Source organism: Phenylobacterium sp., assembly GCF_013911965.1.
Taxonomy (GTDB): domain Bacteria; phylum Pseudomonadota; class Alphaproteobacteria; order Caulobacterales; family Caulobacteraceae; genus Phenylobacterium.
Genome location: NZ_JACESE010000015.1, coordinates 54,555 through 76,472, shown reverse-complemented (window position 1 = coordinate 76,472; position 21,918 = coordinate 54,555). Strand labels below are relative to the sequence as shown.

The following is a 21,918-nucleotide window of genomic DNA, read 5'->3' as shown; positions in this document are numbered from 1 at the left end:
CAGGTGGTCGGCGGTGCTCACGCGCGCGCGCCTTTCTGGACGGGGGCCTCGAGCCCCTGGACGGCGGCGCGGAACGCCTCGCCCCGGGCCTCGAAGTCGGCGAACTGGTCGAAGGAGGCGCAGGCCGGCGACAGCAGAACGACGGCGTCCTGGCCGGACGCGGCGGCGTCGGCATAGGCGCGCTCCACGGCCCGCTCCAGCGTGCCGCACTCAGCGACCGGGGCCTTGCCGTCCAGCACGTCGGCGAAGACGGGAGCGGCCTCCCCGATCAGGTAGGCCTTCTCGATGCGCGGGAAGAGGTCGGTCAGGCTCTCGATGCCGCCGGCCTTCGCCTGACCGCCGGCGATCCAGTAGAATTTCGGATAGCTGGACATGGCCTGGCGCGCGGCGTCGGCGTTGGTGGCCTTGGAATCATTGACGAAGCGCACGCGGCCCACCTGGCCGACCGTCTCCATCCGGTGGGCCAGGCCCGGGAAGGTCATCAGGCCCTCGGCGGCCTCCTCGGCCGACAGGCCCAGGCCCCGGGCGGCGGCATAGGCGGCCGCCGCGTTCTGCCAGTTGTGGCGGCCCGGCAGGGAGCGGGCCCGCAGCAGGTCGGCGATCTCCACGGCGCGTTCGCCGGTGGCGTCGTAGAGCAGGCCCTGCAGCACATAGACCCCGCGGCCTATGGCCTTGGAGGACGAGATCGGCACGATGGTCCGGCGGTTGGCCGCGGTGATCTCCGTGCAGATGCGCTGGCAGTAGGCGTCGTCCACGCCGATGACTGCGACATCGCCCTTGCCCTGGTTCAGCAGCACCCGGCGCTTGGCCGCCACATAGCCGTCCATGCCGCCGTGGCGGTCCAGATGGTCGGGCGTGATGTTGAGCAGGATCGAGACGTCGGGCTTGAGGCTGTGCGTCAGGTCGAGCTGGTAGGAGGAGACCTCCAGCACATAGACCGCGCCGCCGTGCATGTCGTCGAGGCCGAGCACCCCGTAGCCGATATTGCCGCCGATGCGGGTGTCGCGGCCCGCATGGGCGCAGATGTGGCCGATCAGGGCGGTGGTGGTGGACTTGCCGTTGGTGCCGGTGATGGCGACCACCTTGGGCCGCTTGTGCTCCGGCGCGGCGTTCACCGCGCGGGCGAAGAGCTCGATGTCGCCGATGATCTCGACGCCGGCCGCCTTGGCCCGTTCGACCGTCCAGTGCGGCGTCGGATGCGTGAGCGGGACGCCCGGCGACAGGACCAGGGCGGCGAAGCTCCACCAGTCGGCGGAGTTGAGGTCCACAAGCTCGAACCCTTCGGCCGCCGCAGCCTCGCGCGCGGCTGGGCGCTCGTCCCACAGGGCCACCTGGGCGCCGCCGGCCTGCAGGGCGCGCGCGGCCGCAAGCCCCGTACGGGCCAGGCCGAACACCGCCACCGTCTTGCCTTCGAAGCCGCGGACCGGGATCATCGGACGAGCACCAGCCTCCCTATCTCAGCTTCAGGGTCGCAAGGCCGATGAGGGCCAGGACCACGGCCACGATCCAGAAGCGGATCACGACGGTGGACTCCGACCAGCCGAGCTTTTCGAAGTGGTGGTGGATGGGCGCCATGCGGAAGACGCGGCGTCCGGTGAGCTTGAACGAGACCACCTGGATCATCACCGACAGGGTCTCGAGCACGAAGAGGCCGCCGACGATGGCCAGCACGATCTCGTGCTTGGTGGCCACGGCCACGGCGCCGAGCGCGCCGCCGAGCGCCAGCGAACCCGTGTCGCCCATGAAGATCTTGGCCGGCGGGGCGTTGTACCAGAGGAAGCCCAGACCGGCCCCGATAATGGCTCCGCAAAAGACCGCCACCTCGCCCACGCCGGGCACGAAGTGGAGCTGCAGGTAGTTGGCGAACAGATAGTTGCCGACCAGATAGGCGATCAGGCCGAAGGCGGCGGCGGCGATCATCACCGGCACGGTGGCGAGGCCATCGAGCCCATCGGTGAAGTTCACCGCATTGGCCGCGCCGACGATCACGAAGGCCCCGAAGGCCAGGTAGAACCAGCCCAGGTCGAGCAGCAGCGCCTTGAAGATCGGGAAGGCCAGCGCCGTCGGCAGGTCGGGCGACTCCGCCGTGCGGCCGCCGTACAGGACGAGGATGGTCACCGCGGCCACGGCGACGGCGATCTCGAGGATCAGCCGCAGCCGGCTGGAAACCCCTGCGGTCGTCTGCTTGGTGACCTTGGCGTAGTCGTCGGTGAAGCCGAGGACGCCGTAGCTGGCGGTCACGAACAGGACCACCCAGACATAGACGTTCGAGAGGTCGGCCCACAGCAGGGTGCCGACGATCAGGCCGGCCAGGATCATCACCCCGCCCATGGTCGGCGTGCCGGCCTTTTCGACGATGTGCCGCTCGATGCCCTCGGCGCGGATCGGCTGGCCCTTGCCCTGCTTGGCCTGCATCCAGCGGATGAAGCGCGAGCCCATGGCGATCACCACCAGCTGGGCGGTGAACAGCGCCATTCCGGTACGGAAGGTGAGATATTTCAGCAGGTTGAGGAGCGGAATATGCCCCTCGGCCGCCAGCTGCGTGTAGAGCCAATAGAACATCAGCCCCGTCCCCCTTGCGCACGGCCGACCTCGGCCAGGGCGGCGGCGACCGCACCGGCTTTGGAACCGTTTGAACCCTTAACCATCACCACGTCGCCGGGCTCTACGGCCTGGACGATCTGCGGCCCCAGCTCGACCGCAGAGGAGGCGTAACCGCCCCGACGAGTCGAAGGAAGGGCGTCCCAGAGGGATTTCATGAGCGGTCCGCCGCAGAAGACGAGATCGACGCCCGCAGCCTCCAGCGGGCCCGCCAGCGCCGCGTGATAGGCCGGCGCCTCGGCGCCCAGCTCCAGCATGTCGGTCAGCGCGACGATCCGCCGCCCCTCGGGCTTGCGGGCGCCGAGGCTGGCGATGGCCGCGGCCATGGAGACCGGATTGGCGTTGTAGCTCTCGTCGATCAGGGTGAAGGCGCCGCCCTTCAGCGGCACGTGGCGCTCGGCCCCGCGGCCGGCCAGGGGCTCGAAAGCCCCCAGGGCGGCGACGGCGTCGTCCAGACGGACCTCCAGCGCCTCCAGCATCAGCAGCACGGCCATGCTGTTGAGGCCCCAGTGGAAGCCGGTCTGCAGGATCGGGAACTCCAGATCACGGCCATGCAGGCGCGCCCGGACGATCGCCTGGCCGGGTCCCGGACTGAAGGCGGTCAGGCGCGCATCGGCGCCCTCCCCCGTGCCGAAGGTCATCACGGTCGCGCCGGCGGCGCGCGCCTCGGCGGCCAACAGGTCGAACCAGGCATTGTCCGCGTTCAGGATCGCCGCGCCGCCGGGAACGAGGCCCGCGAAGATCTCGGCCTTCGCCCGGGCCACGCCGATCTCCCCGTCCGGGAAGTTCTCCACATGGACGGGGCCGACGGTGGTGATCACCGCCGCATGCGGACGCACCATCTGCGACAGGGGCGTGATCTCGTCGGCGTGGTTCATGCCGATCTCGAAGACGGCGCGCGCCGTCTCCCGCGGCATGCGGGCGAGCGTGAGCGGCACGCCGATGTGGTTGTTGTAGGACTTGACCGAGCTGTGGGCCGGCCCGGCCAGGGTCAGGCCCGCGCGAACGGCTTGCGTGACGCTGGTCTTGCCCACAGAGCCGGTGACGGCGCCGCGCCTGGCCTGCGGCGCGCGCTCGCGGGCGGCGACGCCGAGGGCCTCCAGGGCCTGGAAGGTGTCCTCGACCACCACGGCGGGCCCGTCCACGGGACGGGAGACCAGGGCGGCGGCCGCGCCCCTTTCCAGGGCCTGGGCCACGAACTCATGCCCGTCGCGGGCGCCGGCCAGCGCGATGAACAGGTCGCCCGGCTCGATGCTGCGGCTGTCGATGGAGACGCCGGCGACGGCGAAGCCGCCGCCCTCCACGCGCCCGCCCGTCGCCTGGGCGATCTCCTGCGAGGTCCAGAGCGGCTCAGACATGGTCGAGCTCCAGGGCCGCCGCCGTCTCGGCCACGTCGTCGAAATGGTGGGCCACGCCGCCGATGGTCTGGGTCTGCTCGTGACCCTTGCCGGCCACCACCAGCACGTCGCCCTCGCGAAGCTGGGCCACGCCGGCCCGGATCGCCTCGCGACGGTCGCCGATGTCCTGGGCGCCGGGCGCGCCGGCGCGCACCTGGGCGCGGATGGCGGCCGGGTCCTCGCTGCGCGGATTGTCGTCGGTGACGATGGCGATGTCGGCGAGTTCGGCGGCGGCCCGGCCCATCAGCGGCCGCTTGGCGGCGTCGCGATCGCCGCCGGCGCCGAAGACGACGATCAGCCGGCCGCGGGTATGGGGCCGCAGGGCCTTGAGCACGGTCTCCAGCCCGTCGGGGGTGTGGGCGTAGTCCACATAGGCCTCGCCCCCGCGCGGACCGGCCCCGACCCGCTGCAGGCGTCCCGGGGCGCCCTGCAGGCGCTCCAGCCCGGCCATGACCGTCTCGATGCTCTCGCCCGCGGCCAGGCAGAGGCCGGCGGCGACGAGGGCGTTGGAGGCCTGGAACGCGCCCGCCAGCGGCAGGCGCAGGTCCCACATGCGGCCGTCATAGGCCAGGCTCAGCCTCTGACCGTCCGGCTGCAGCTCGCGACGCGCCAGGCGCAGGGTCTCCCCCGCCTCGCCGACGGTGATCAGTCCCTGCCCCGACTGCACCGCGGCGGCGGCGAAGGCGCCGAAGGCGTCGGAATCGGCGTTCAGCACGGCCGTCGCCCCGCGCGGCAGCAGGCTCTCGAACAGGCGCAGCTTGGCCGCACGATAGGCGGCCATGGTGCCATGATAGTCCAGATGGTCCTGGGTCAGGTTCAGGAAGCCCGCGGCCTTCAGGGTGACCCCGTCCAGGCGGCGCTGATCGACGCCGTGGGACGACGCCTCCAGCGCCAGGTGCGTGACCTCCAGTTCGACCAGCTTCGCCAGCAGTTCGGCCATGTCGGCGGCGTCGGGCGTGGTCAGGCCCGGCGGGGTGAGCTGTTCGTCCAGCCCCGGCCCGGTGGCCCGCACGCCCAGCGTGCCCATGCTGGCGGCCCGGCGGCCGGCGCTGTTGAAGATCTGGCGGCAGAAGGCGGCCACCGAGGTCTTGCCGTTGGTGCCGGTGACCGCGACGCAGGTCTGCGGCTGGGCGCCCCAGAAGGCGGCGGCGGCCAGGGCGTAGGCGCGCCGGGGGTCGGCGACCTCGATCACCGGGATGGACAGCCCCTGGATCGGCTGGCCGGCGATCACGGCGGCTGCGCCCGCCTCGGCCGCCTGGGCGGCGAAGGCCGCGCCGTCGGCCTTGGCGCCCGGCAGGGCGGCGAACAGGAAGCCCGGCTTCACCTTGCGGCTGTCGGCGGTGACGCCGGAAATCTCGCAGTCGCCCGCCAGGTCGCGGCGCAGGATGTCGGAAAGACGCTTGCCCATCAGCGGCCGCCTCCGTCCAGGGCGTCGGCCGAGGCCAGGCGCGGCTGCTCGGCCAGCGGCCCGATATGACGCTGCACGCCCAGGAAGGGGGCGATGCGGGCGATGGTGTTTCCCACCGCCGGGGCGGCGACCCAGCCGCCGGTGGAATAGCCGAAGGTCTCCGGCGTGCCGTGCGGCTCGTCCAGCAGGACGAGGACGAAGTAGCGGTCGTTCTCCAGCGGGCCGTCGGTCGGGAAGACGGCGGCGAAGGAGGACACCTGCCGCTTGCCGTTGTAGCCGCGGATGGCGGGGTCGTACTTCTCGCCGGTGCCGGTCTTGCCGCCGACGCTCAGGCCGGGCACGTCGGCCTTGCCGCCGGAGCCGCCGGTGACGTTGGCGCGCATGATCTGCAGCATCTGGGCCGATGTGGTTTCCGACAGGACGCGCCGGCCGGCGGGCGCCTGACCCGGCTCAAGCTTGCGGATGGTCAATGGCAACAGCTTTCCTCCGTTCAGGAGGGGCAGCATGGCGCGAGTCAGGGCCAGGGGTGTGACATTCATCCCGTGGCCGAACGAGGTGGAGGCCACGGCGTCCTCGTTCCACACCTTGGGCGTCAGGGGCGAGGCGGACTCCGCCAGCTCGATCGGCGCCTTCTCGGTCAGGCCGAGCGCCTCGAAATAGTGGCTCAGCCGCTGCGGGCCGACGCCGACGGCGAGCTTGGCCGTGCCGATGTTGGAAGAGTGCTGGAACACCTCCACCAGCGACAGGATCTTCCGCGAGGCGTGATAGTCGTGGATCGTCCGATAGCCGAGCTTGTACGGTTCGCGGGCGTCGAAGGTCGAGGCCATGGTGGCCACGCCGGTGTCCAGCCCGATGGCGACGGTGAACGCCTTGAAGGTCGAGCCCATCTCATAGACCGTCGAGGCCGCGCGGTTCAGCCGCTGCTCGGCCGAGGCCCCGCCGGGATCGTTCGGGTCGAAATCGGGATAGCTGGCCAGGCCCAGGATCTCACCGGTGTGGACGTTGGCGACGATGCCGACCGCGCCCTTGGGGCCATAGGTCAGCGCAGCCTTGCGCACCTCGTCCTCCAGCGCCGCCTGGACGCGCAGGTCGATGGACAGCGCCACCTCACCCTTGCCGCCCGCGAGCGCCTTGATGTCGTCGTTCAGCGCCAGTTCGGCGCCGGCCAGGCCCTTGCCGCCGGTGTCGGCGAAGCCGATCAGGTGCGAGGCGGTGGCCTCCAGCGGATAGACCCGCTTCTGCTCGGGCTCGAAGGAGATCCCCGGCAGGCCCAGCCGATGGACGGCCGCCTTCTCCACCGGCGTCATGCCGCCGGTCAGGAAGACCCGCCGGTCGCCGGACAGGGCCCGGTCGAGACGGTCCAGGCTCACCTCCGGAAGCGCCTTGGCCAGGGCCTGGCGGGTGGCGGCCACGTCCCAGACCTCGGCCGGGTCCACATAGAGCCCGTAGTGCAGCAGATCGGCGGCCAGCAGCCGGCCTTCGCGGTCGACCACGTCGGCGCGCGCCTGCTCGGAGACCCAGCCGACCCCGCCGCCCCGGCTCGCCTCGGAGAACAGGGCCGCATGGGTGGCGCCGATCGCCAGGGCGCAGAAGCCGAGGCCGAAGGCGAGCATCACGGCGAAGATGCGGATGCGCGTGTCGTCCTCGACCTTGCCCGAAGCCCGGGCGCGCTCGAAGGCGTGCTCCAGCCGCCAGAAGAACTGGCCGAGCCAACGGAGGCCGAAGGGGAACCGGCGCTGGACGACGCCCTGGGCGGTCATGGGCGCGCCTCCGGCCGGGCCACCTGGAAGAGGGTGTCCGGGGTCGCCTCGCGTTCGGCCTCGACGGGGCCCATTTCGAGATAGGTGGTCGACAGATGCTCGATGCGCGCCGGCTGCTCCAGGTGGGCGACCTCGGCCTCCAGCAGGCGGATGCGCGACTTCTCCGCCGCGATCTGGCGCTCGACGCGGCTGATCTCGGCCCGCTCGCGGCTGGCCATGGTCTTGGCCAGATAGACGCTCATCACCAGCAGCACGAGCAGGCTGAAGGCGACCACGTCGATCAGGCGGAAACCGCGGACCTTGCGCTGAAGGAGGCTCATGCCGCTTGGCTCCAGACGGGGGCATGGGTGCGAACGGCCGCGCGCAGCTTGGCCGAACGCGCCCGGGGGTTGGCCTCGACCTCAGCCTCGCCCGGCGACCGGGCGCCGTTGAAGAGCAGCTCGAAGCTCGGATCGCGCGAGTCGACGCTGGGCGGCAGATGCCGCGACGCCGCAGGGGTGCGCCCGGCCCTTTCCGTCAGGAAGGCCTTCACGATGCGGTCTTCCAGCGAATGGAAGGTCACCACCGCCAGACGCCCGCCAGGCTTCAGCACGCGCTCTGCAGCGGCGAGGCCGGCCTCCAGCTCGCCGAGCTCGTCATTGACCGCGATGCGCAAGGCCTGGAAGGACCGCGTCGCCGGATGCACCTTGGCGCCGCGACGGCCGCCCAGCACGCCCTCGATGAAGTCGGCCAGTTCGCCGGTGCGGGTGAAGGGCTGCTCCTGCCGGCGCCGCGCGATGGCGCCGGCGATGCGGCGGGACTTCTTCTCCTCGCCATAGACCCAGAGGATGCGGGCCAGGTCCTCCGGCTCGGCGGTGTTGACCAGATCGGCGGCGGTCTCGCCCGCATCGCCCATGCGCATGTCCAGCGGACCGTCGCGCAGGAAGGAGAAGCCGCGATCGGCCTCGTCGAGCTGCATGGAGGAGACGCCCAGGTCGAGCGCCACGCCGTCGACGGCGCCCTCGCCCAGCACCTCGTCCATTTCGGAAAAGCGCGCGCAGACCAGGCGGAAACGGTCGGCCGGCAGATCGGCGGCGAAGCGGGCGGCGGACGGGTCGCGATCGAAGGCCACCACATGGGCCCCGGCCGCCAGGAAGGCGCGGGCGTAGCCGCCGGCGCCGAAGGTGCCGTCGATGATCGTCTCGCCCGGCGCGATCGCCAGGGCGTGGACCACCTCCGCCAGGAGGACGGAAACGTGGGGCGCGCTCATCAGGCCGCTCCCGCGGCGAGCCGCGCGGCCCGCTGGTCGGCGCGCAGCTTGGCCAGGCCTTCGCGGGCCAGTTCGCGCTGGGCGGCGCGGTGCGCCTGGAAGGCCTCGCGTTGCCAGATCTGGAACCGGTCGCCCAGGCCGACGATGACGACCCAGTCGGTCAGGCCGAACATGTCGCAGAGGCTTTCCGGCAGGGTGATGCGGCCAGCTGTGTCGAAGGACATGCGGGCCATGCCGCCGAGCACCGACGTCTCCAGCGCCGAGCGCAGGGGGTCGCCGAACTCCAGCTCCTCGATCAGGCCGGCGTAGCGGTCGAACAGGGCCTTGCCGCCCCCCTCGATGCAGTCGGCCTCGATGGAGGGGAAGCAGACGACGCCGTCGAAGGGCCCGGAGACCAGGGCGCGGAACTCCTGCGGCACCACGAGGCGGCGCTTGGCGTCCAGCTGCTTTTCGAACGTCGAGACGAACATCCCGGTTCGACACCCTCTCCCGCGATCCAAGACCGCCGCCCAGACCTCCCCGCAGCGCGGCGCGCACAGGGCTTGCCCGCCCCTAGCGAACAGGAATTGGGTTAACATGGGACGAATTGGGCCGCAATGACTCTACTGGCCCAAAACCGCAGAAACCAAAGATGTCGCACCTGAATTATGGTTAACGCTGGTAAACATTCCACAGAACATACACGGAACACGTTAAGTATAGTCCGGCGCGAACGCTTGGGTGTGGAAGGGTGATCGGATCAGACGGCCTATAAGCCGGGTTCTGTGTCACCCGGGCCCAGCAGAACCAGGCCCAGGCGCGGCGACCATTCCTCTGGACCGGCCCTCGCGGGACGGTTCGCGCGACCAACCCGGATCCCTCGGGCCGACGACGGCCCTGCCGTCCGTCCCGAAGGACAGCCGGCGCAGGATCCCTATTCGGTCTTGCTCCTGGCGGGGCTTGCCATGCCGCCGACGTTGCCGCCCGCGCGGTGCGCTCTTACCGCACCCTTTCACCCTTACCCGTCACGAGGACGGGCGGTTTGCTTTCTGTGGCGCTTTCCCTGGGGTCGCCCCCGGCGGGCGTTACCCGCCGCCATGTCGTCGTGGAGCCCGGACTTTCCTCGACCGCTCGCGCGGCCGCGGCCGCCCGGCCATCTGATCCGCCGCGATAAGTGAGCGCCCGCCCGCCCGCGGTCAAGTGTGTCAGTCGGAGGCGCCGCGGCCCATCAGTCGCGCGATCGGGCGCCCCGCGAGGGCTTCGGCCACCCGGGCCCGTTCGCCGGGCGGCTTGTTCTGGGAGAGCTTGAAGGTTCCCTCGAGCCGGCGGACCTGCAGCCGGAAGCCCTGGATCCCCCGCAGCATGGCCTCGAACCGTCCGGGCGACATCTTGCCCCGCGTCCAGGGCGGCTTTGGCGCGAGCCGCGCCTCCTCCTGGGCGGAGAGATCGTCCAGCAGAGCGACGAGGCCCGCCTCGTCCAGGGGCGAGACGTCGCCCTCGGCCTCGACGGCGACATAGTTCCAGGTGGGGACCTGGTCGGCCAGTTCGTACCAGTCGGGGCTGACATAGGCGTCCGGCCCCTGCGACACGGCCAGGGCCGGCGCGCCGGCGGCGAAGGTCGCCGTCAGGCCGTTGCTTCGCGACAGGTGGAAATCGAGGGCGAGCCCTCCCCCGCCCGTTCGCACGACGGCCGGCGAATGCGCCACCCGCGGCCCCGCCTCCGCCACGGCGAAGACGGCGACGAAGGGATGGCTGGCGAGGTGCGCCAGCAGCGCCTCTCGCCCCTCCGGGCGGAAGCTCGCCGCCGGATGCATCAGGCCGCCGCCCGCAGAAGCGCGATCAGCCGGGCCCGCGTCTCGCCGTCGGCCACGCCGTCCACCTTCTCCGGCCGCCAGTGGCGCTGGAAGGCGCTAACGATGGTGGCGGTGCCGGCGTCGAAGCGGCCTGACGGCGCGCAGTCGTAGCCCAGGCGCGTCAGTCCGGCCTGGAGGGCGAAGACGCCCGCCCCCTCCTCGCCCTCGGCCAGGGCCGGGCCGGGCGCCGGCGGCGGCTCGACCCACAGGCCATGGCCGGCCTCGGCGAGCCGCCTCCAGGGGAAGAGCTCGCCCGGATCGATCTTGCGCGAGGGCGCCACGTCGGAATGGCCGATGATGCGGGCGTCGGTCACCATCCAGCGGGTGCGGATGTCGGCGATGAGATCGATGACCGCGGCGATCTGCGCTTCGGGAAACGGCCGGTAGCCCAGGTCGTGGCCGGGATTGACGATCTCGATCCCGATGGAGCGGCCGTTGACGTCGGTCTCGCCCTTCCAGAAGGAGACGCCCGCATGCCAGGCGCGCCGCTCCTCGGCCACCAGCGAGAAGATCCGCCCGTCCTCCTCCACCAGATAGTGGGAGCTGACCTTGGCCTCCGGATCGCGCAGGCGGTCCAGCGCCCCCTGCCCGGTCGCCATGCCGGTGTAGTGGAGCACGATCAGGTCGGGGGGAACGTGCCGCTCGTTGAAGTTGGGCGACGGGGCCGGGATGATGTCCATGGCCTTATTGGGCGCGGTTGCGCCAGGCGAGCAAGAGGGGGGCGACCTGGTTGGGCCGAAGCGCGATGATCAGGACCCCGGCCAGGGCCACGATGGTGCCGACCACCATGCGCGGACCGAAGGGATCGTTCATCAGCACCACGCCCAGGCCGATGGTGGCCAGCGGCGTCATCAGGGTCAGCGGCGAGATCAGGTTCGCCTCGTAGCGCTGGATCAGGCCGTAATAGGCCGTGTGGGCCAGGACCGAGACGATGACCGCCGAGAAGACCACGGCGGCCACGAAGGCCCAGCCGGCGTCCAGCGCCGCCTGGAGGGCGCCCGGCTCCGCCGCCAGCGAGAGCGCCGCCAGCGGCCAGACCGAGGCGAAGCCGACCCAGGCCTGGAACTGCAGCGGCCGCACGCCCTGCATCTGCTTCATCATCACCGCGCCGAGCGACCCGAGGAACGCGGCGGCGACCACGAACAGCAGCCCGGTGGAGACCACGAAGCCGCCCGGGTCCCACATGACCGCCAGCGCGCCCAGCAGGGTGAGCGCGATGCCGATGCCGCGCCGCCAGCGCACCTGTTCGCCCAGCATCACCATGGAGAGCACGGTGGTGATCGGCACGCCGAGCTGGATGACGACGGCCGCGGCCGAGGCGGTCGCCGTCTGCAGCCCGATGAAGAGGAGCGCGAAGTTGCCGCCGCCCATCAGCAGGGCGACGACGACCAGCCGCCAGCGCGGGCGCGGGGCCGGGATCAGCCAGCGGGCCGTGATCGCCGCCACGAGGGCGAAGCGCACGGCGGCGTAGAAGAGCGGCGGCACAGCGAGGTCGGCCACCACGAACTTCGAGATGATGTTGTTGGTCGCCCAGATCAGACAGACGAGGACGAGCAGGGCGAAGTCGCGAAGGGCCATGGCGTCGCCTTAAGCGCGCTTCCCACGCGCAAGGCAAGACGAATGAGGGCGCCGGCCCCCTCCGGCCCTCCGGGCCGCCTCCCCCTCGGCGAGGGGCAGGATCTGCTCAGCAGCTGAGGAGATCTCGGCGCCAAGATGCTCCCCCTCGTCGAGGGGGAGCTGTCACCGCAGGTGACTGAGGGGGACCTTCGCCGTCGCTACGCCGCCTTGCCCAGCGACAGGCCTTCGTAGCGGGCCAGATGGTGATCGGTGGAGCCGAAGGCGCTCTCGATCATGGTGGCGCGCTTGAAGTAGTGGCCGATGGCCATCTCGTCGGTCATGCCCATGCCGCCGTGCAGCTGGATGGCGTTCTGGCCGACGAACTTGCAGGCCTTGCCGATCTGCACCTTGGCCGCCGAGACGGCCTTGGCGCGGGCCTCGGCCTCCTCCGACAGACGGATGGTGGCCATGTAGGTCATCGAGATCGACTGCTCGAGCTGGATGAACATGTCGACCATGCGGTGCTGCAGCACCTGGAAGGCCGAGATCGGCTGGCCGAACTGCTTGCGGGTGCGGGTGTACTCCACCGTCCCTTCCTGCAGCCGGCGCAGCACGCCGCAGGCCTCGGCGCAGGTGGCGGCCACGGCCTCGTCCATCACCTGCTCGACGAGCGGCAGGCCCTGGCCTTCGGTCCCGATCAGGGCCTCGGCCGGCAGGGAGACGTTCTCGAAGGTGACTTCCGAGGCGCGCTGCCCATCGACGGTCGGATAGTCGCGGGTGGTCACGCCCTTGGCGGACTTCTCCACCAGGAAGACCGACACGCCCTGCGCGTCGCGCTGGCCGCCGCCGGTGCGGGCGGTGACGATCAGGTGGGTGGCCCAGGGGGCGCCGATCACGACCGCCTTCTGGCCGTTCAGGACGTAGCCGGAACCGTCCTTCTTGGCCGTGGTCTTCAGGTCCTGCCAGGCGTAGCGGGCCTGGGGCTCGGCATAGGCGAAGGCGATGGTGGCTTCGCCGGCGATGATCTTGCCGATCACGTCAGCCGCGCCGGCGTGGCCCGAATGCTTCATGAAGCCGCCGCCGATGACGACCGTGCCCATATAAGGCTCGACCACCAGGGCTTTGCCGAACTCCTCCATGACGATCATGTTCTCGACCGCGCCGCCGCCCAGGCCGCCATGGTCTTCGGAGAAGGGCGCCCCCAGGATGCCGAGCTCTTCGGCGAAGGCCTTCCAGACCTCCGGCCGCCAGCCGGCCTCGCTCTTGATCGCCGCGCGCCGCGCATCGAAGCCGTAGTTGTCGGAGAGGTAGCTGGCGACCGTGTCGCGCAGCATCGACTGTTCGTCGGTGAAGTTGAAGTCCATGGAGCGGTCTCCTTCAGAGCCCTTCAGCGCACGTCGCGAGGGCTTTGGAAATTCGGTTCAGGCAGAGCGAAGGGCCCCTCCCCGCAAGAGGGAGGGGTGTCTTCCGGGTTCACCTCAGAGACCCAGCACCATCTTGGCGATGATGTTGCGCTGGATCTCGTTGGAGCCGCCGTAGATCGAGGTCTTGCGGCCGTTGAAGTACTCGCCCGCCAGGCCTTCGGCGTAGTCGGGGCCGATGTTGGCGTTGTGGCCGAGGTCGCGCAGGAAGGGCGCGCCGTAGTGGCCGGCGGCCTCGAGCGCCAGTTCCTGCAGGCGCTGCTGGATCTCGGTGCCCTTGATCTTGAGGATCGAGGATTCCGGACCCGGGCCCTTGCCGCTGGATTCGCCGGCCAGCGTCCGCAGCTCGGTGAACTCGAGCGCCGTCAGGTCGATCTCCAGCTCGGCCACCTTCCGCTTGAAGAAGGGGTCGGCCAGCAGGGGGCCGCCGACATCGCTCTGTTCGGTGGTCGCCATCTCGCGCAGCCGCTCCAGGCCGCGCTTGGAGCGCGCGACGCCGGCGATGCCGGAGCGCTCGTGGGCCAGCAGGGCCTTGGCGCAGGTCCAGCCCTGGTTCTCGTGGAAAATGCGGTTCTCCACCGGCACCTTCACATTGTCGAGGAAGACGTCGTTGACCTCGTGGCCGCCCTCCAGGGTGATGATCGGGCGAACCTCGATGCCGGGGCTCTTCATGTCGATCAGAAGGAAGGAGATGCCGGCCTGCGGCTTGGCGTCCGGATCGGTGCGGACGAGGAAGAAGCCCCAGTCGGCGAACTGGCCGAGCGTGGTCCAGGTCTTCTGACCGTTGACGATGTAGTACTCCTTGCCGTCGTCGCCCTTCACCCGCTCGGCGCGGGTCTTCAGCGAGGCGAGGTCGGAGCCGGCGCCCGGCTCGGAGTAGCCCTGGCACCACCAGACGTCGCCATTATAGATGCCGGGCAGGAAGCGCTGCTTCTGCTCCTCGGTGCCGAAGGTGTAGATCACCGGGGCCAGCATGCTGACGCCGAAGGGCAGGACGGCGATGGTGTCGGCCCGGGCCTGTTCCTCGGACCAGATATACTTCTGGGTCGGCGTCCAGTCGGTGCCGCCATGCTCCTTGGGCCAGGAGGGCGCGACCCAACCCTTCTTGGCCAGCACCTTGTGCCAGGCCAGATAGTCGTCGCGGCCCAGCGGCTCGCCGCTCTCCTGCTTGGCGCGCAGGTCCTTCGGATAGTTCTCGGCGATGAAGGCGCGGACTTCCTCGCGGAAGGCGACGTCCTCGGGGGAGAAATCAAGGTTCATGGCGAACTCCCTGGATGGCCTCTTCGGCGGACGGCGCCTTGGGCCGCCCGGCTCGCCGCGGACAATAGGCGCGAGGCCTGCGCGAGAAAAGATGACGCTAACGTCAACGTAAGCGGATCGCGCTCTGAAACCCTGGGGTGAGCGACTTGCATCCGCCCTGTTCGGCGCGCAGAAGGACGCAAGCATGCCTCGCATCCTCACCTACAACGTCCACCGTTGCGTCGGCACGGACCGGCGGCTCGACGTCGGCCGGGTCGCCGACGCGATCGCGGCCCTGGAGCCCGACATCGTCGCCCTTCAGGAGCTGGACGTCGGTCGGATGCGGACCAACGGCGTCGACCAGGCCCACGAGATCGCCCGGCGGCTGGAGATGGCCTTCCACTTCCATCCGGCGATGAAGGTGGAGGAAGAACTCTATGGCGACGCCATTCTGACGCGGCACCCGGAGCGCAAGGTCAAGGCCGCCGCCCTGCCCGGCCACGAGCGCGTGCCGCAGCTCGAGCCCCGCGGGGCGCTGTGGGTGGAGGTCGACCTCGACGGCCGGCCGCTGCAGGTCATCAACACCCATCTGGGCCTTGTCCCGCGCGAGCAGCAGAACCAGGCCGCCGCCCTGGCGGGCTCCGGCTGGATCGGCCATCCCGACCGCACGGGCCCGACCATCCTGCTGGGCGACTTCAACGTCACCTCGGCCTCTCTGGTCTATCGCACCCTGTCGGCCAAGCTCGCCCCCGCGCGCAAGATCGCCGAGAAGAAGTCGGCCTCGGCCTCCTTCCCCTCCGTCCTGCCCGTGCTGCGGATCGACCACATCTTCGTCAGTCCGGAGGTGCGCGTGCTCGACGTCTTTGCGCCCTACGATCCGGTCACGCGGGCGGCGTCGGATCACCTGCCGCTGGTGATGGACTTCGAGCTCTCCTCGGCCGCATAGGGCCGGCCCTGGGCGATGGCGAGGGCCAGGCGACGGGCGGCGTCGTAGAGCCGCTCGCGCCGTCGGAAGACCCGCCAGGAATCGGCCACGTCGGCGGGATCGCCGATGTGAAAGGCCGCGATGATCTTGCCGAGCGTGGTCATGTCCTGCGGCCCCAGGCGGCGCAGCCGGCCTTCGCGGTTCAGCGCCTCGATCGCCGCACCCAGTCCGCCCCGCTCGCGCCGAGCCTTGGCGACGGCCTCGCCGGTATAGCCCATGAAGTGGCCGACCAGCCGGTCGCGGAACGCCGCCACATTGCGCCGGGAGCTTTCCCCTTGCGCGTCCAGCGCCATCTCGCACTCGGTGTCGAAGCCGCCGGACCGGTTGTTCAGATTGGCCGATCCGACCCGGACGATGCGGTCGTCGATCACCGTCACCTTCGAGTGGACGATGACGTACTCGCCCGAGGCCGTGACCGGATAATAGGCGTAGAAGCGCCCGAACACGTCGGCCGCCTGCAGGCGCCAGAGCATGTTGGTGCGGGCCCGGTCCATGGTCAGCTGATCGAACCAGCTCGGACACTTGCCCGTGGAGATGAGCACCACCTCCGGGCCTTCGGGCTCGGCCAGCCGCGCGGCCAGGGCCTCGGCGTAGATGGGCGAGGTGAAGTACTGGTTCTCCAGATAGATCACGTCCCGCGCCTCGGCGATCGAGGCGAGCGTCAGACGACGGATCTCGTCGGTCGTCTTCTCCCGCTGCCAGGCCGGCTCGGTGCGGGCGATCGCCACTTCCACGTCCAGAAGATGGGCCGGCACGCGGCTCGGCCACGGATCGCCCGGCCCGGGCGCGGCCTTCGGAACCACCTCGTCGGCCGAACGGCGCCAGCGCATGCGGAAGAGGTCGCCCATGGCGCTGGCGGCCGCGCCATCGACCATCATCATCACCTCGTGCCGCGGCGCGTGGCACTCCTGGTCGGGCATGATCCTGCGGCGGTCGTCGTCGAGGTGGCCGGGGGTGTCCCAGCGGTCGACGCAGATGTCGCCGCCGCCGCAGATGGCCACCGCATCGTCGACCACGAGCGCCTTCTGGTGATGGCACGCGCCGAAGGGGACGGATTCGTCCAGGCGCAGCTGCACCGTCGTGCCGTGGAACCAGGCCTTGGCCCTGTGGGGGAAGAAGTTCTGGCTGGCGCTGATCGGCAGGGCCGACTTCCAGATCAGGAGCCGAATGTCCAGGTCGGGCCGGCGTCGCGACAGCTCCACCAGGATGCGGCCGATCTCGTCGGGATCGTCGGGGCCGTCGAAGCCGTCGGGCGTCAGGCGGGTCCGCGGGTCGAACCCCCAGCCGAGCAGATAGATCGACCGGCGCGCATTGGGCAGGATCTCGGCCAGCGCGTTGAAGTAGGCCTCGTTGTCGATGAGGAAAGCCGCGCGGTGGGCGTGTTCGCGCCGCCAGCAGGTTTCCCCGGGGGTCAGGATGCTCATCGCGCTCCGGTTACTGCACGGCCAAGCTCACCTGCGCAAGAAGGCGCGCCGCGCCGCCCGGGTTCCTTCCGCCGACAAAAAAGCGGGCGCGCCTCCAGGGGAGAGACGCGCCCGAGGGACTAGGCGACAGAAGGTGGTGCGAGGCGCGAGCCTCAGTCGGCGGCCGGGCCGCCGGCCTTGGCGGTCTTCAGGCTCTCGGCGCCGCTGAGCCAGGCCTGGCAGGGGCCGTTGACCTCGGCCAGAAGGCGGCTGCGCTCCTCGCCCTCGGCGCTGCGCGCCTGGCGGCCGGCGCGGCTGCGCTCGCTGTTCGCGCGCTCCAGCACGTAGGAGCTGCGGCCGTAGCGCTGGTCCTGCAGCATCTTGTCGATCGCCGCGGTGTCCAGATCGACCAGGTCGGTGCTGGCCAGCGCGTGGCAGCGGGTCGCGCGCAGATAGTCCATGTCCGACAGATCGGCGGCGTTGGCGGCGGCGCCTGCGGCGGCGAAGGCGGAAGCGGCGAGAACGATGGCGGTGATCTTCATGGGGGCGGTCCTCTCGAAGTTGGTGAGAGGATGGTGCCGGCGGGCCCATCTAAACTCAAATGAACTTGCGGCAATATTACGCAGATTCCGATTAAACATGCGTAATGTGTATCCCGCCACAATTCGATGACATGAATACTTGGTAATGTTACGTCCGCGCCGTGCTCTGGCGAGGCGGCCCGCCGCCGCCTAGATTGCCGCCATGTCCAGCGCCCCGCCCGCCCCGATCAAGACGCCCTGCATCAAGGTCTGCGCCATCGACGGCGAGAGCGGTCTGTGTCTCGGCTGCTATCGGACGCTTCCCGAGGTCGCCGGCTGGGCCAAGCTGACGCCCGAGAGGCGCGAGGCGCTGATGGCCGAACTGCCCGCCCGCCGCGGACGCATTTCGCCGGAGAAGTTGGGCTTCGTCTGACCGGCGGCGCCCGTCCCGGCGATTCACCGGATGCAAACCCGCAGGGGTCTAGGCTCGTCCCATAACAAGGCCGATACGGCCAATGCCTTCGGTGAGGCGGGACATGTTCAGGTTTGCAATGCTGACCCTTGTGGCGGCCGTTTCGGCCGTCGGCGCGGCCCAGGCCGTGGTGGCGCTCGACCCGGTTCGCGGGGCGACCGCGCTCGCCGCCGTCTGGCGCGAGGGCGCGCCGCCGCCGCAGGTCCAGGACCGGGCGGCCATCCTCAAATCGGCCGACGGCCACTACTGGGCCGAGGGCGAGATCCAGGGCCGGCCCGTCCGCTTCCTGGTCGACACCGGCGCCACCACCGTGGCCCTGACCCAGGAAGACGCCCGCCGGCTCGGCTATGACACCGAGGCGCTCGTCTATGGCCAGAAGGTGCTGACCGCCGCCGGCGAGGCGCGGGCCGCCGTGGTCAAGCTTCCGGCCGTCTCCATCGCCGGCGCCAGCGTCTCCGACGTGGACGCCATGATCGTCGAGAAGGGCCTGGAGACCTCGCTTCTGGGCATGAGCTATCTCGGTCGCCTGTCGGGCTTCGAGGCCACCCGCACCTCCCTGGTCCTGCAGCCCTGAGCATGGCGGCCCTGCGGCCCATGACGGCGGACGACCTGCCCGCAGTTCTCGCCCTGCAGACGCAGGGCTATCCGCCCGCCCTGCACGACGCCGCGCCGGCCTTCCTCAGCCGCATGGCCATGGCGCCGGCGATGAACCTCGTCGCCTGGGACGAGGCCGGTCTGAGCGGCTATCTCGTCAGCCACGCCTGGATCTCGGGCTCGCCGCCGCCGGTCGACACGGTCCTGTCGCCGCCGCCCTCGCCGCAGTGCTGGTATGTCCATGATCTTTCCGTCGGGCCCCAGGCGCGCGGCACGGGCCTCGCTCAGGCCCTGATCGCGGCCGGCGCGGCGGCGGCCCGAGCCGCGGGGCTCGGCGCGTCGGAACTGGTCGCCGTCGAGGGCGCGGCGCCCTTCTGGGAGAAGCAGGGGTGGCGAGTCCAGAGCGCTCTGAGCCTGGAACTCGCCGCCAAGGTGGCCGCCTACGGCGCCTCGGCCGTCTTCATGACCAAGGCGCCGATCTGAGGCGGGCGGTCAGAACCGCTTGCGGAAGCCGACCTTATAGGTCCGGCCGTACGGATTGCCGATGAAGGGATCGTAGCTGTACTCCAGCCGCGCCGCCGAGGGATCCCGATCGAAGACGTTGAACACCGACGCCGTGAGGATGGTGTCCCATGGCAGATCCACCCGATAGGTCAGGTCCAGGGAATAGAAGTCCTCCACCTTCTGACCGAAGGTGATCGGCTGCAGGGCGCCGGTCTGGTTCTGCACGCTGATCGGCGCGCGGTTGTCCACAACGCCGTCGATGAAGGTCAAGTCGGCACGCAGGTTGTGCGGCCCGCGGCCATACTCGGCATAGGCCGTCGCCCGCCACTCCGAGATGGTGCCCGGCAGACGGTCATAGTTGGCGAAGCCGCGGGCGTCATAGCCCTCATTGACCAGTACGCCGTTGAAGATGAAGTCGTCGTACTCGTACTGGAGGTAGTAGCTGACCGACGCCCCTGCCCCGGCCCGCCCGCCCCAGGCGTCCGTGGTGCGAAAGTCGAGCTGGGCGTCGATGCCCGAGACACGGAACTCCGGCCCGTTGGTCACCGGCGACAGCACGCGGGCGATGTCGTTGCCGACCGTCACGCCTTGCGTGCAGGTGTTGTTGTTGTTGAAGGTGATCAGGTCGCGCAGAGCGCTGCTGCAGTTGACCGTCTGCGTCCCGTTGCCCACCCCGGCCACCGAGGTGGCGATGACGTTGGCCGGCACCTGGACGATCTGGTCCTCGATCTTGAAGTTCCAGTAGTCGAGGATGGCGCGGAAGCCGCCCTGCTCGAAGATCAGGCCGACATTGTAGGTGGTGGCCTTTTCCGGGCCGATGGCCGGATTTCCGGGGAAGTCCACGGACTTGAAGTTGTTGCCCGCCGCGATGATGCCCGACAGGCCCGTCACCTGGTTGGTCGAGCGGTTGACCGGGGTCGGACCGCGGAAGGTGGTCCCCACCGAGCCGCGCAGAGCCAGCGCCTCGGTGATCTGCCACTTCAGGGCCAGCTTAGGATTGGTGGTCGACCCCGTCTGGCCGCCATAGTCCTCGTAGCGGACGGCCAGCTGAGCATTGATCGAGTCGGTGATCGGCAGGCTCGCCTCGGCGAAGACGGCGTAGATGGAGTCGTCCAGCTGCGAAGGCGTGCTCTGGCCGAGGAAAATATAGGGGCCTGTCGGGAAGGCGCAGGTGGTGACGCCCGGAACCGGGCAAGGCGTGACGCGGGAGTCCTGGAACGGACTGAAGAGCGTCGTCTGCAGCTCGTTGCGACGGTACTGCGCGCCCACAGCCCAGCCGATGTCTCCGCCCGGCAGGGTCCAGCCGAGTTCGCCGTTCAGAACCGCGTCCACCACCAACAGCCGCGACCGGTTCTCCGACATCTGCGTGTCGAACAGCCAGCCCACCAGCGCCGGGTCGTTGGCGTTGGCAGAGACGTAGCCCGGGTTGGTCAGTCCGAGCGCGGGATTGCCCGGATAGGCGTTGGAGAACGGGTTCAGGTACTGGCAGCCGTTGGCGCCGGGCGTATTGCCCGTGCAGTTGGGTCCGCCAAGTCCGTTCAGCGCCCGCTGCAGACGGTCGATCAGAATGTCGGTCGTGTTCTGATTGCTCGTGGCCTCCGAATAGGTGACCGCCGTCTCCCAGCCGAGACCGTTCTCGAACTCGCCGGTGAGCGCGCCCGAGACACGATAGATTTCATAGGACCGGCTGCCGATCTGCGCCCCGTCCGTCGCCGGATTGCCACCCGCCCCGAGGGCCCGCCACAAGGTCAGCGAGATGTTGTTGGTCGCCGCGATCTGTCCAGGCGACAGGCCCGCCTGCTGCAACGCCGTCACAGCACCTGGATTGCTGATGGGCACGGTGAACACGCCGACGCTGCCCGGGCCGTTGGGGCCGGAGGTGGGCGGATAGGAGGGTGAGAAGCGGATGTTGGGGATGTCGGTCTTGGCGTAGAGCGCCTCGACGTGCAGCTCGACCTTGTCGGACAGCTCCACATTGGCCTGGCCGAAGAGCTGGTAGCGATCCTCGTCCTCGATCAGGTTGTCGAACGGAACATAGGTGAAGTAGCAGGCCGGCGTCGCGCCCGCGAAGCCGGGGAAGTTGCCGACCGCGGCGCAGTTGGCGTCCCGTTGCACGCCCGCCGTGGGCGTCGCGCCGTTGCGCGGCAGGAACGAGCCGGGCTGGCCCAGCACGGAATAGCCGGACGGATTGACCAGGTAGTCCTGATTGGCCCAGTCGCGCTCCGTCGTGCGCAGCTCCGATCGATGCTGGTAACCGGCGCTCAACAGAATGTCGGCCCGGTCCCCGGTCCAGCCGTAAAGCAGACTGGCCGTGTAATCGCCGTCCGATCCGTCGACGAACCGGTAGTCGGCCGCCACTTCGGCCCCGTCGAAGTTGCGGCGGGTGATGAAGTTGACCACGCCCCCGATGGCGTCGGAGCCGTAGGTCGCTGCGGCGCCGTCCTTCAGCACCTCCACCCGACCGATGGCGGCCACCGGCAGGAGGTTGGTGTCGACCCCGCCCGAGCCTGCGCCCGGGGAGGGCGTGGTCCGCCGGCCGTTCAGAAGCACAAGCGTGCGCAGCGAACCGATGCCGCGCAGGTTGACGGTGCCCGCGCCCACCTGACCTTGCGCCGTGGTCGAGAACTGGTTGCTGTCCCCCAGCACCGGTCCGCTGACCGGCAGGGACTTGATAAGGTCGACCGTGGTCGGCGAGCCGCGCCGGGCGAGTTCCTCGCTGGAGACCACCTCCACCGGCAGGGCAGCGTCCTCAGGGGTGCCGCGGATGAACGAGCCGGTGACCACGACCTCTTCCACGGTCGTCGACTGCTGGGCGTTCGCCTGGGCGGCGGACAGGGCGAGAACGACGGCCATGGCGCAGCCGCCGCAAAGATGGGCACGTGTCATTAGCATCCTCCCTTGCCGCCCGATCGGTACGCCGGACGGTCGTGTAACGGAGGTATAGGAACGTCGTTATCCGCCTCGGCCAAGGGGGC

The 21,918-nt window shown here is 70.0% G+C and carries 20 protein-coding genes and 1 other RNA gene; 4 read left to right on the top strand and 17 right to left on the bottom strand.

The genetic code is table 11. From position 1 onward, the window contains the following. Nucleotides 1-17: 17 nt before the first annotated feature. The 14 genes from murD to H2041_RS14910 all read right to left on the bottom strand — a co-directional run bounded on the left by murD (nucleotide 18) and on the right by H2041_RS14910 (nucleotide 14,485). On the bottom strand, nucleotides 18-1,433 hold the full coding sequence (gene murD, locus H2041_RS14975) for a UDP-N-acetylmuramoyl-L-alanine--D-glutamate ligase (RefSeq protein WP_293413986.1): 1,416 nt from the start codon (nucleotides 1,431-1,433) through the stop codon (nucleotides 18-20). Nucleotides 1,434-1,452: 19 nt separating this feature from the next. Beyond that, a complete protein-coding gene (gene mraY, locus H2041_RS14970; protein WP_293413984.1) occupies nucleotides 1,453-2,562 on the bottom strand; it encodes a phospho-N-acetylmuramoyl-pentapeptide-transferase in 1,110 nt (369 codons plus the stop codon). Then, nucleotides 2,562-3,959, bottom strand: a complete 1,398-nt coding sequence (gene murF, locus H2041_RS14965; RefSeq protein WP_293413982.1) for a UDP-N-acetylmuramoyl-tripeptide--D-alanyl-D-alanine ligase — start codon at nucleotides 3,957-3,959, stop codon at nucleotides 2,562-2,564. Before murF ends, mraY begins: the two co-directional genes overlap by 1 nt. Continuing rightward, on the bottom strand, nucleotides 3,952-5,406 hold the full coding sequence (locus tag H2041_RS14960) for a UDP-N-acetylmuramoyl-L-alanyl-D-glutamate--2,6-diaminopimelate ligase (RefSeq protein ID WP_293413980.1): 1,455 nt from the start codon (nucleotides 5,404-5,406) through the stop codon (nucleotides 3,952-3,954). The genes murF and H2041_RS14960 overlap by 8 nt, the downstream gene beginning before the upstream one ends. Beyond that, nucleotides 5,406-7,166, bottom strand: a complete 1,761-nt coding sequence (locus H2041_RS14955) for a penicillin-binding protein 2 (protein WP_293413978.1) — start codon at nucleotides 7,164-7,166, stop codon at nucleotides 5,406-5,408. Before H2041_RS14955 ends, H2041_RS14960 begins: the two co-directional genes overlap by 1 nt. Continuing rightward, entirely contained in the window at nucleotides 7,163-7,486 is a 324-nt protein-coding gene (locus tag H2041_RS14950) for a cell division protein (protein ID WP_293413976.1), read from the bottom strand. Before H2041_RS14950 ends, H2041_RS14955 begins: the two co-directional genes overlap by 4 nt. Beyond that, entirely contained in the window at nucleotides 7,483-8,418 is a 936-nt protein-coding gene (rsmH, locus tag H2041_RS14945) for a 16S rRNA (cytosine(1402)-N(4))-methyltransferase RsmH (RefSeq protein WP_293414014.1), read from the bottom strand. Before rsmH ends, H2041_RS14950 begins: the two co-directional genes overlap by 4 nt. Beyond that, entirely contained in the window at nucleotides 8,415-8,885 is a 471-nt protein-coding gene (locus tag H2041_RS14940; RefSeq protein ID WP_293413974.1) for a division/cell wall cluster transcriptional repressor MraZ, read from the bottom strand. The genes rsmH and H2041_RS14940 overlap by 4 nt, the downstream gene beginning before the upstream one ends. 265 nt (nucleotides 8,886-9,150) lie before the next feature. Beyond that, an RNA gene (rnpB, locus tag H2041_RS14935) (RNase P RNA component class A) lies at nucleotides 9,151-9,555 on the bottom strand. A gap of 44 nt (nucleotides 9,556-9,599) precedes the next feature. Beyond that, a complete protein-coding gene (locus tag H2041_RS14930) occupies nucleotides 9,600-10,208 on the bottom strand; it encodes an FMN-binding negative transcriptional regulator (protein WP_293413972.1) in 609 nt (202 codons plus the stop codon). After that, entirely contained in the window at nucleotides 10,208-10,927 is a 720-nt protein-coding gene (locus H2041_RS14925) for an N-acetylmuramoyl-L-alanine amidase (protein ID WP_293413970.1), read from the bottom strand. Before H2041_RS14925 ends, H2041_RS14930 begins: the two co-directional genes overlap by 1 nt. A 4-nt stretch (nucleotides 10,928-10,931) precedes the next feature. After that, complete coding sequence (locus H2041_RS14920) at nucleotides 10,932-11,825, bottom strand: DMT family transporter (protein WP_293413968.1); 894 nt, start codon at nucleotides 11,823-11,825, stop codon at nucleotides 10,932-10,934. A gap of 197 nt (nucleotides 11,826-12,022) precedes the next feature. Then, nucleotides 12,023-13,168, bottom strand: a complete 1,146-nt coding sequence (locus H2041_RS14915) for an acyl-CoA dehydrogenase family protein (protein WP_293413966.1) — start codon at nucleotides 13,166-13,168, stop codon at nucleotides 12,023-12,025. A 114-nt stretch (nucleotides 13,169-13,282) separates the two neighbouring features. After that, nucleotides 13,283-14,485, bottom strand: coding sequence for an acyl-CoA dehydrogenase family protein (locus H2041_RS14910; protein ID WP_293413964.1), 1,203 nt, complete (start codon nucleotides 14,483-14,485; stop codon nucleotides 13,283-13,285). Between the two features lie 184 nt (nucleotides 14,486-14,669). Here H2041_RS14910 and H2041_RS14905 point away from each other — a divergent pair, with 184 nt between their 5' ends. Further along, nucleotides 14,670-15,410 (top strand): endonuclease/exonuclease/phosphatase family protein, encoded by a 741-nt coding sequence (locus H2041_RS14905; protein ID WP_293413962.1) that lies wholly within the window; start codon nucleotides 14,670-14,672, stop codon nucleotides 15,408-15,410. On the opposite strand, the gene H2041_RS14900 is transcribed toward H2041_RS14905, so the two are convergent. Both H2041_RS14900 and H2041_RS14895 read right to left on the bottom strand, forming a co-directional pair. Then, nucleotides 15,365-16,873: a phospholipase D-like domain-containing protein gene (locus H2041_RS14900; RefSeq protein ID WP_293413960.1), complete on the bottom strand. Its 1,509-nt coding sequence runs from the start codon at nucleotides 16,871-16,873 to the stop codon at nucleotides 15,365-15,367. The two genes, H2041_RS14905 and H2041_RS14900, sit on opposite strands and share 46 nt — an antisense overlap. Nucleotides 16,874-17,025: 152 nt before the next feature. Beyond that, entirely contained in the window at nucleotides 17,026-17,394 is a 369-nt protein-coding gene (locus H2041_RS14895; RefSeq protein ID WP_293413958.1) for a hypothetical protein, read from the bottom strand. Between the two features lie 202 nt (nucleotides 17,395-17,596). Between H2041_RS14895 and H2041_RS14890 the strand changes: the two genes are divergently transcribed. From H2041_RS14890 to H2041_RS14880, 3 genes are all read left to right on the top strand, one after another. After that, a complete protein-coding gene (locus tag H2041_RS14890) occupies nucleotides 17,597-17,806 on the top strand; it encodes a DUF1289 domain-containing protein (RefSeq protein WP_293413956.1) in 210 nt (69 codons plus the stop codon). 103 nt (nucleotides 17,807-17,909) lie between these two features. Continuing rightward, nucleotides 17,910-18,419, top strand: a complete 510-nt coding sequence (locus tag H2041_RS14885; RefSeq protein ID WP_293413954.1) for a TIGR02281 family clan AA aspartic protease — start codon at nucleotides 17,910-17,912, stop codon at nucleotides 18,417-18,419. 2 nt (nucleotides 18,420-18,421) lie between these two features. Then, on the top strand, nucleotides 18,422-18,922 hold the full coding sequence (locus tag H2041_RS14880; RefSeq protein ID WP_293413952.1) for a GNAT family N-acetyltransferase: 501 nt from the start codon (nucleotides 18,422-18,424) through the stop codon (nucleotides 18,920-18,922). Nucleotides 18,923-18,931: 9 nt separating this feature from the next. On the opposite strand, the gene H2041_RS14875 is transcribed toward H2041_RS14880, so the two are convergent. Beyond that, the gene (locus H2041_RS14875) at nucleotides 18,932-21,829 is read right to left on the bottom strand and encodes a TonB-dependent siderophore receptor (protein WP_293413950.1); all 2,898 of its coding nucleotides are present in this window, start codon (nucleotides 21,827-21,829) and stop codon (nucleotides 18,932-18,934) included. Nucleotides 21,830-21,918: the final 89 nt, after the last annotated feature.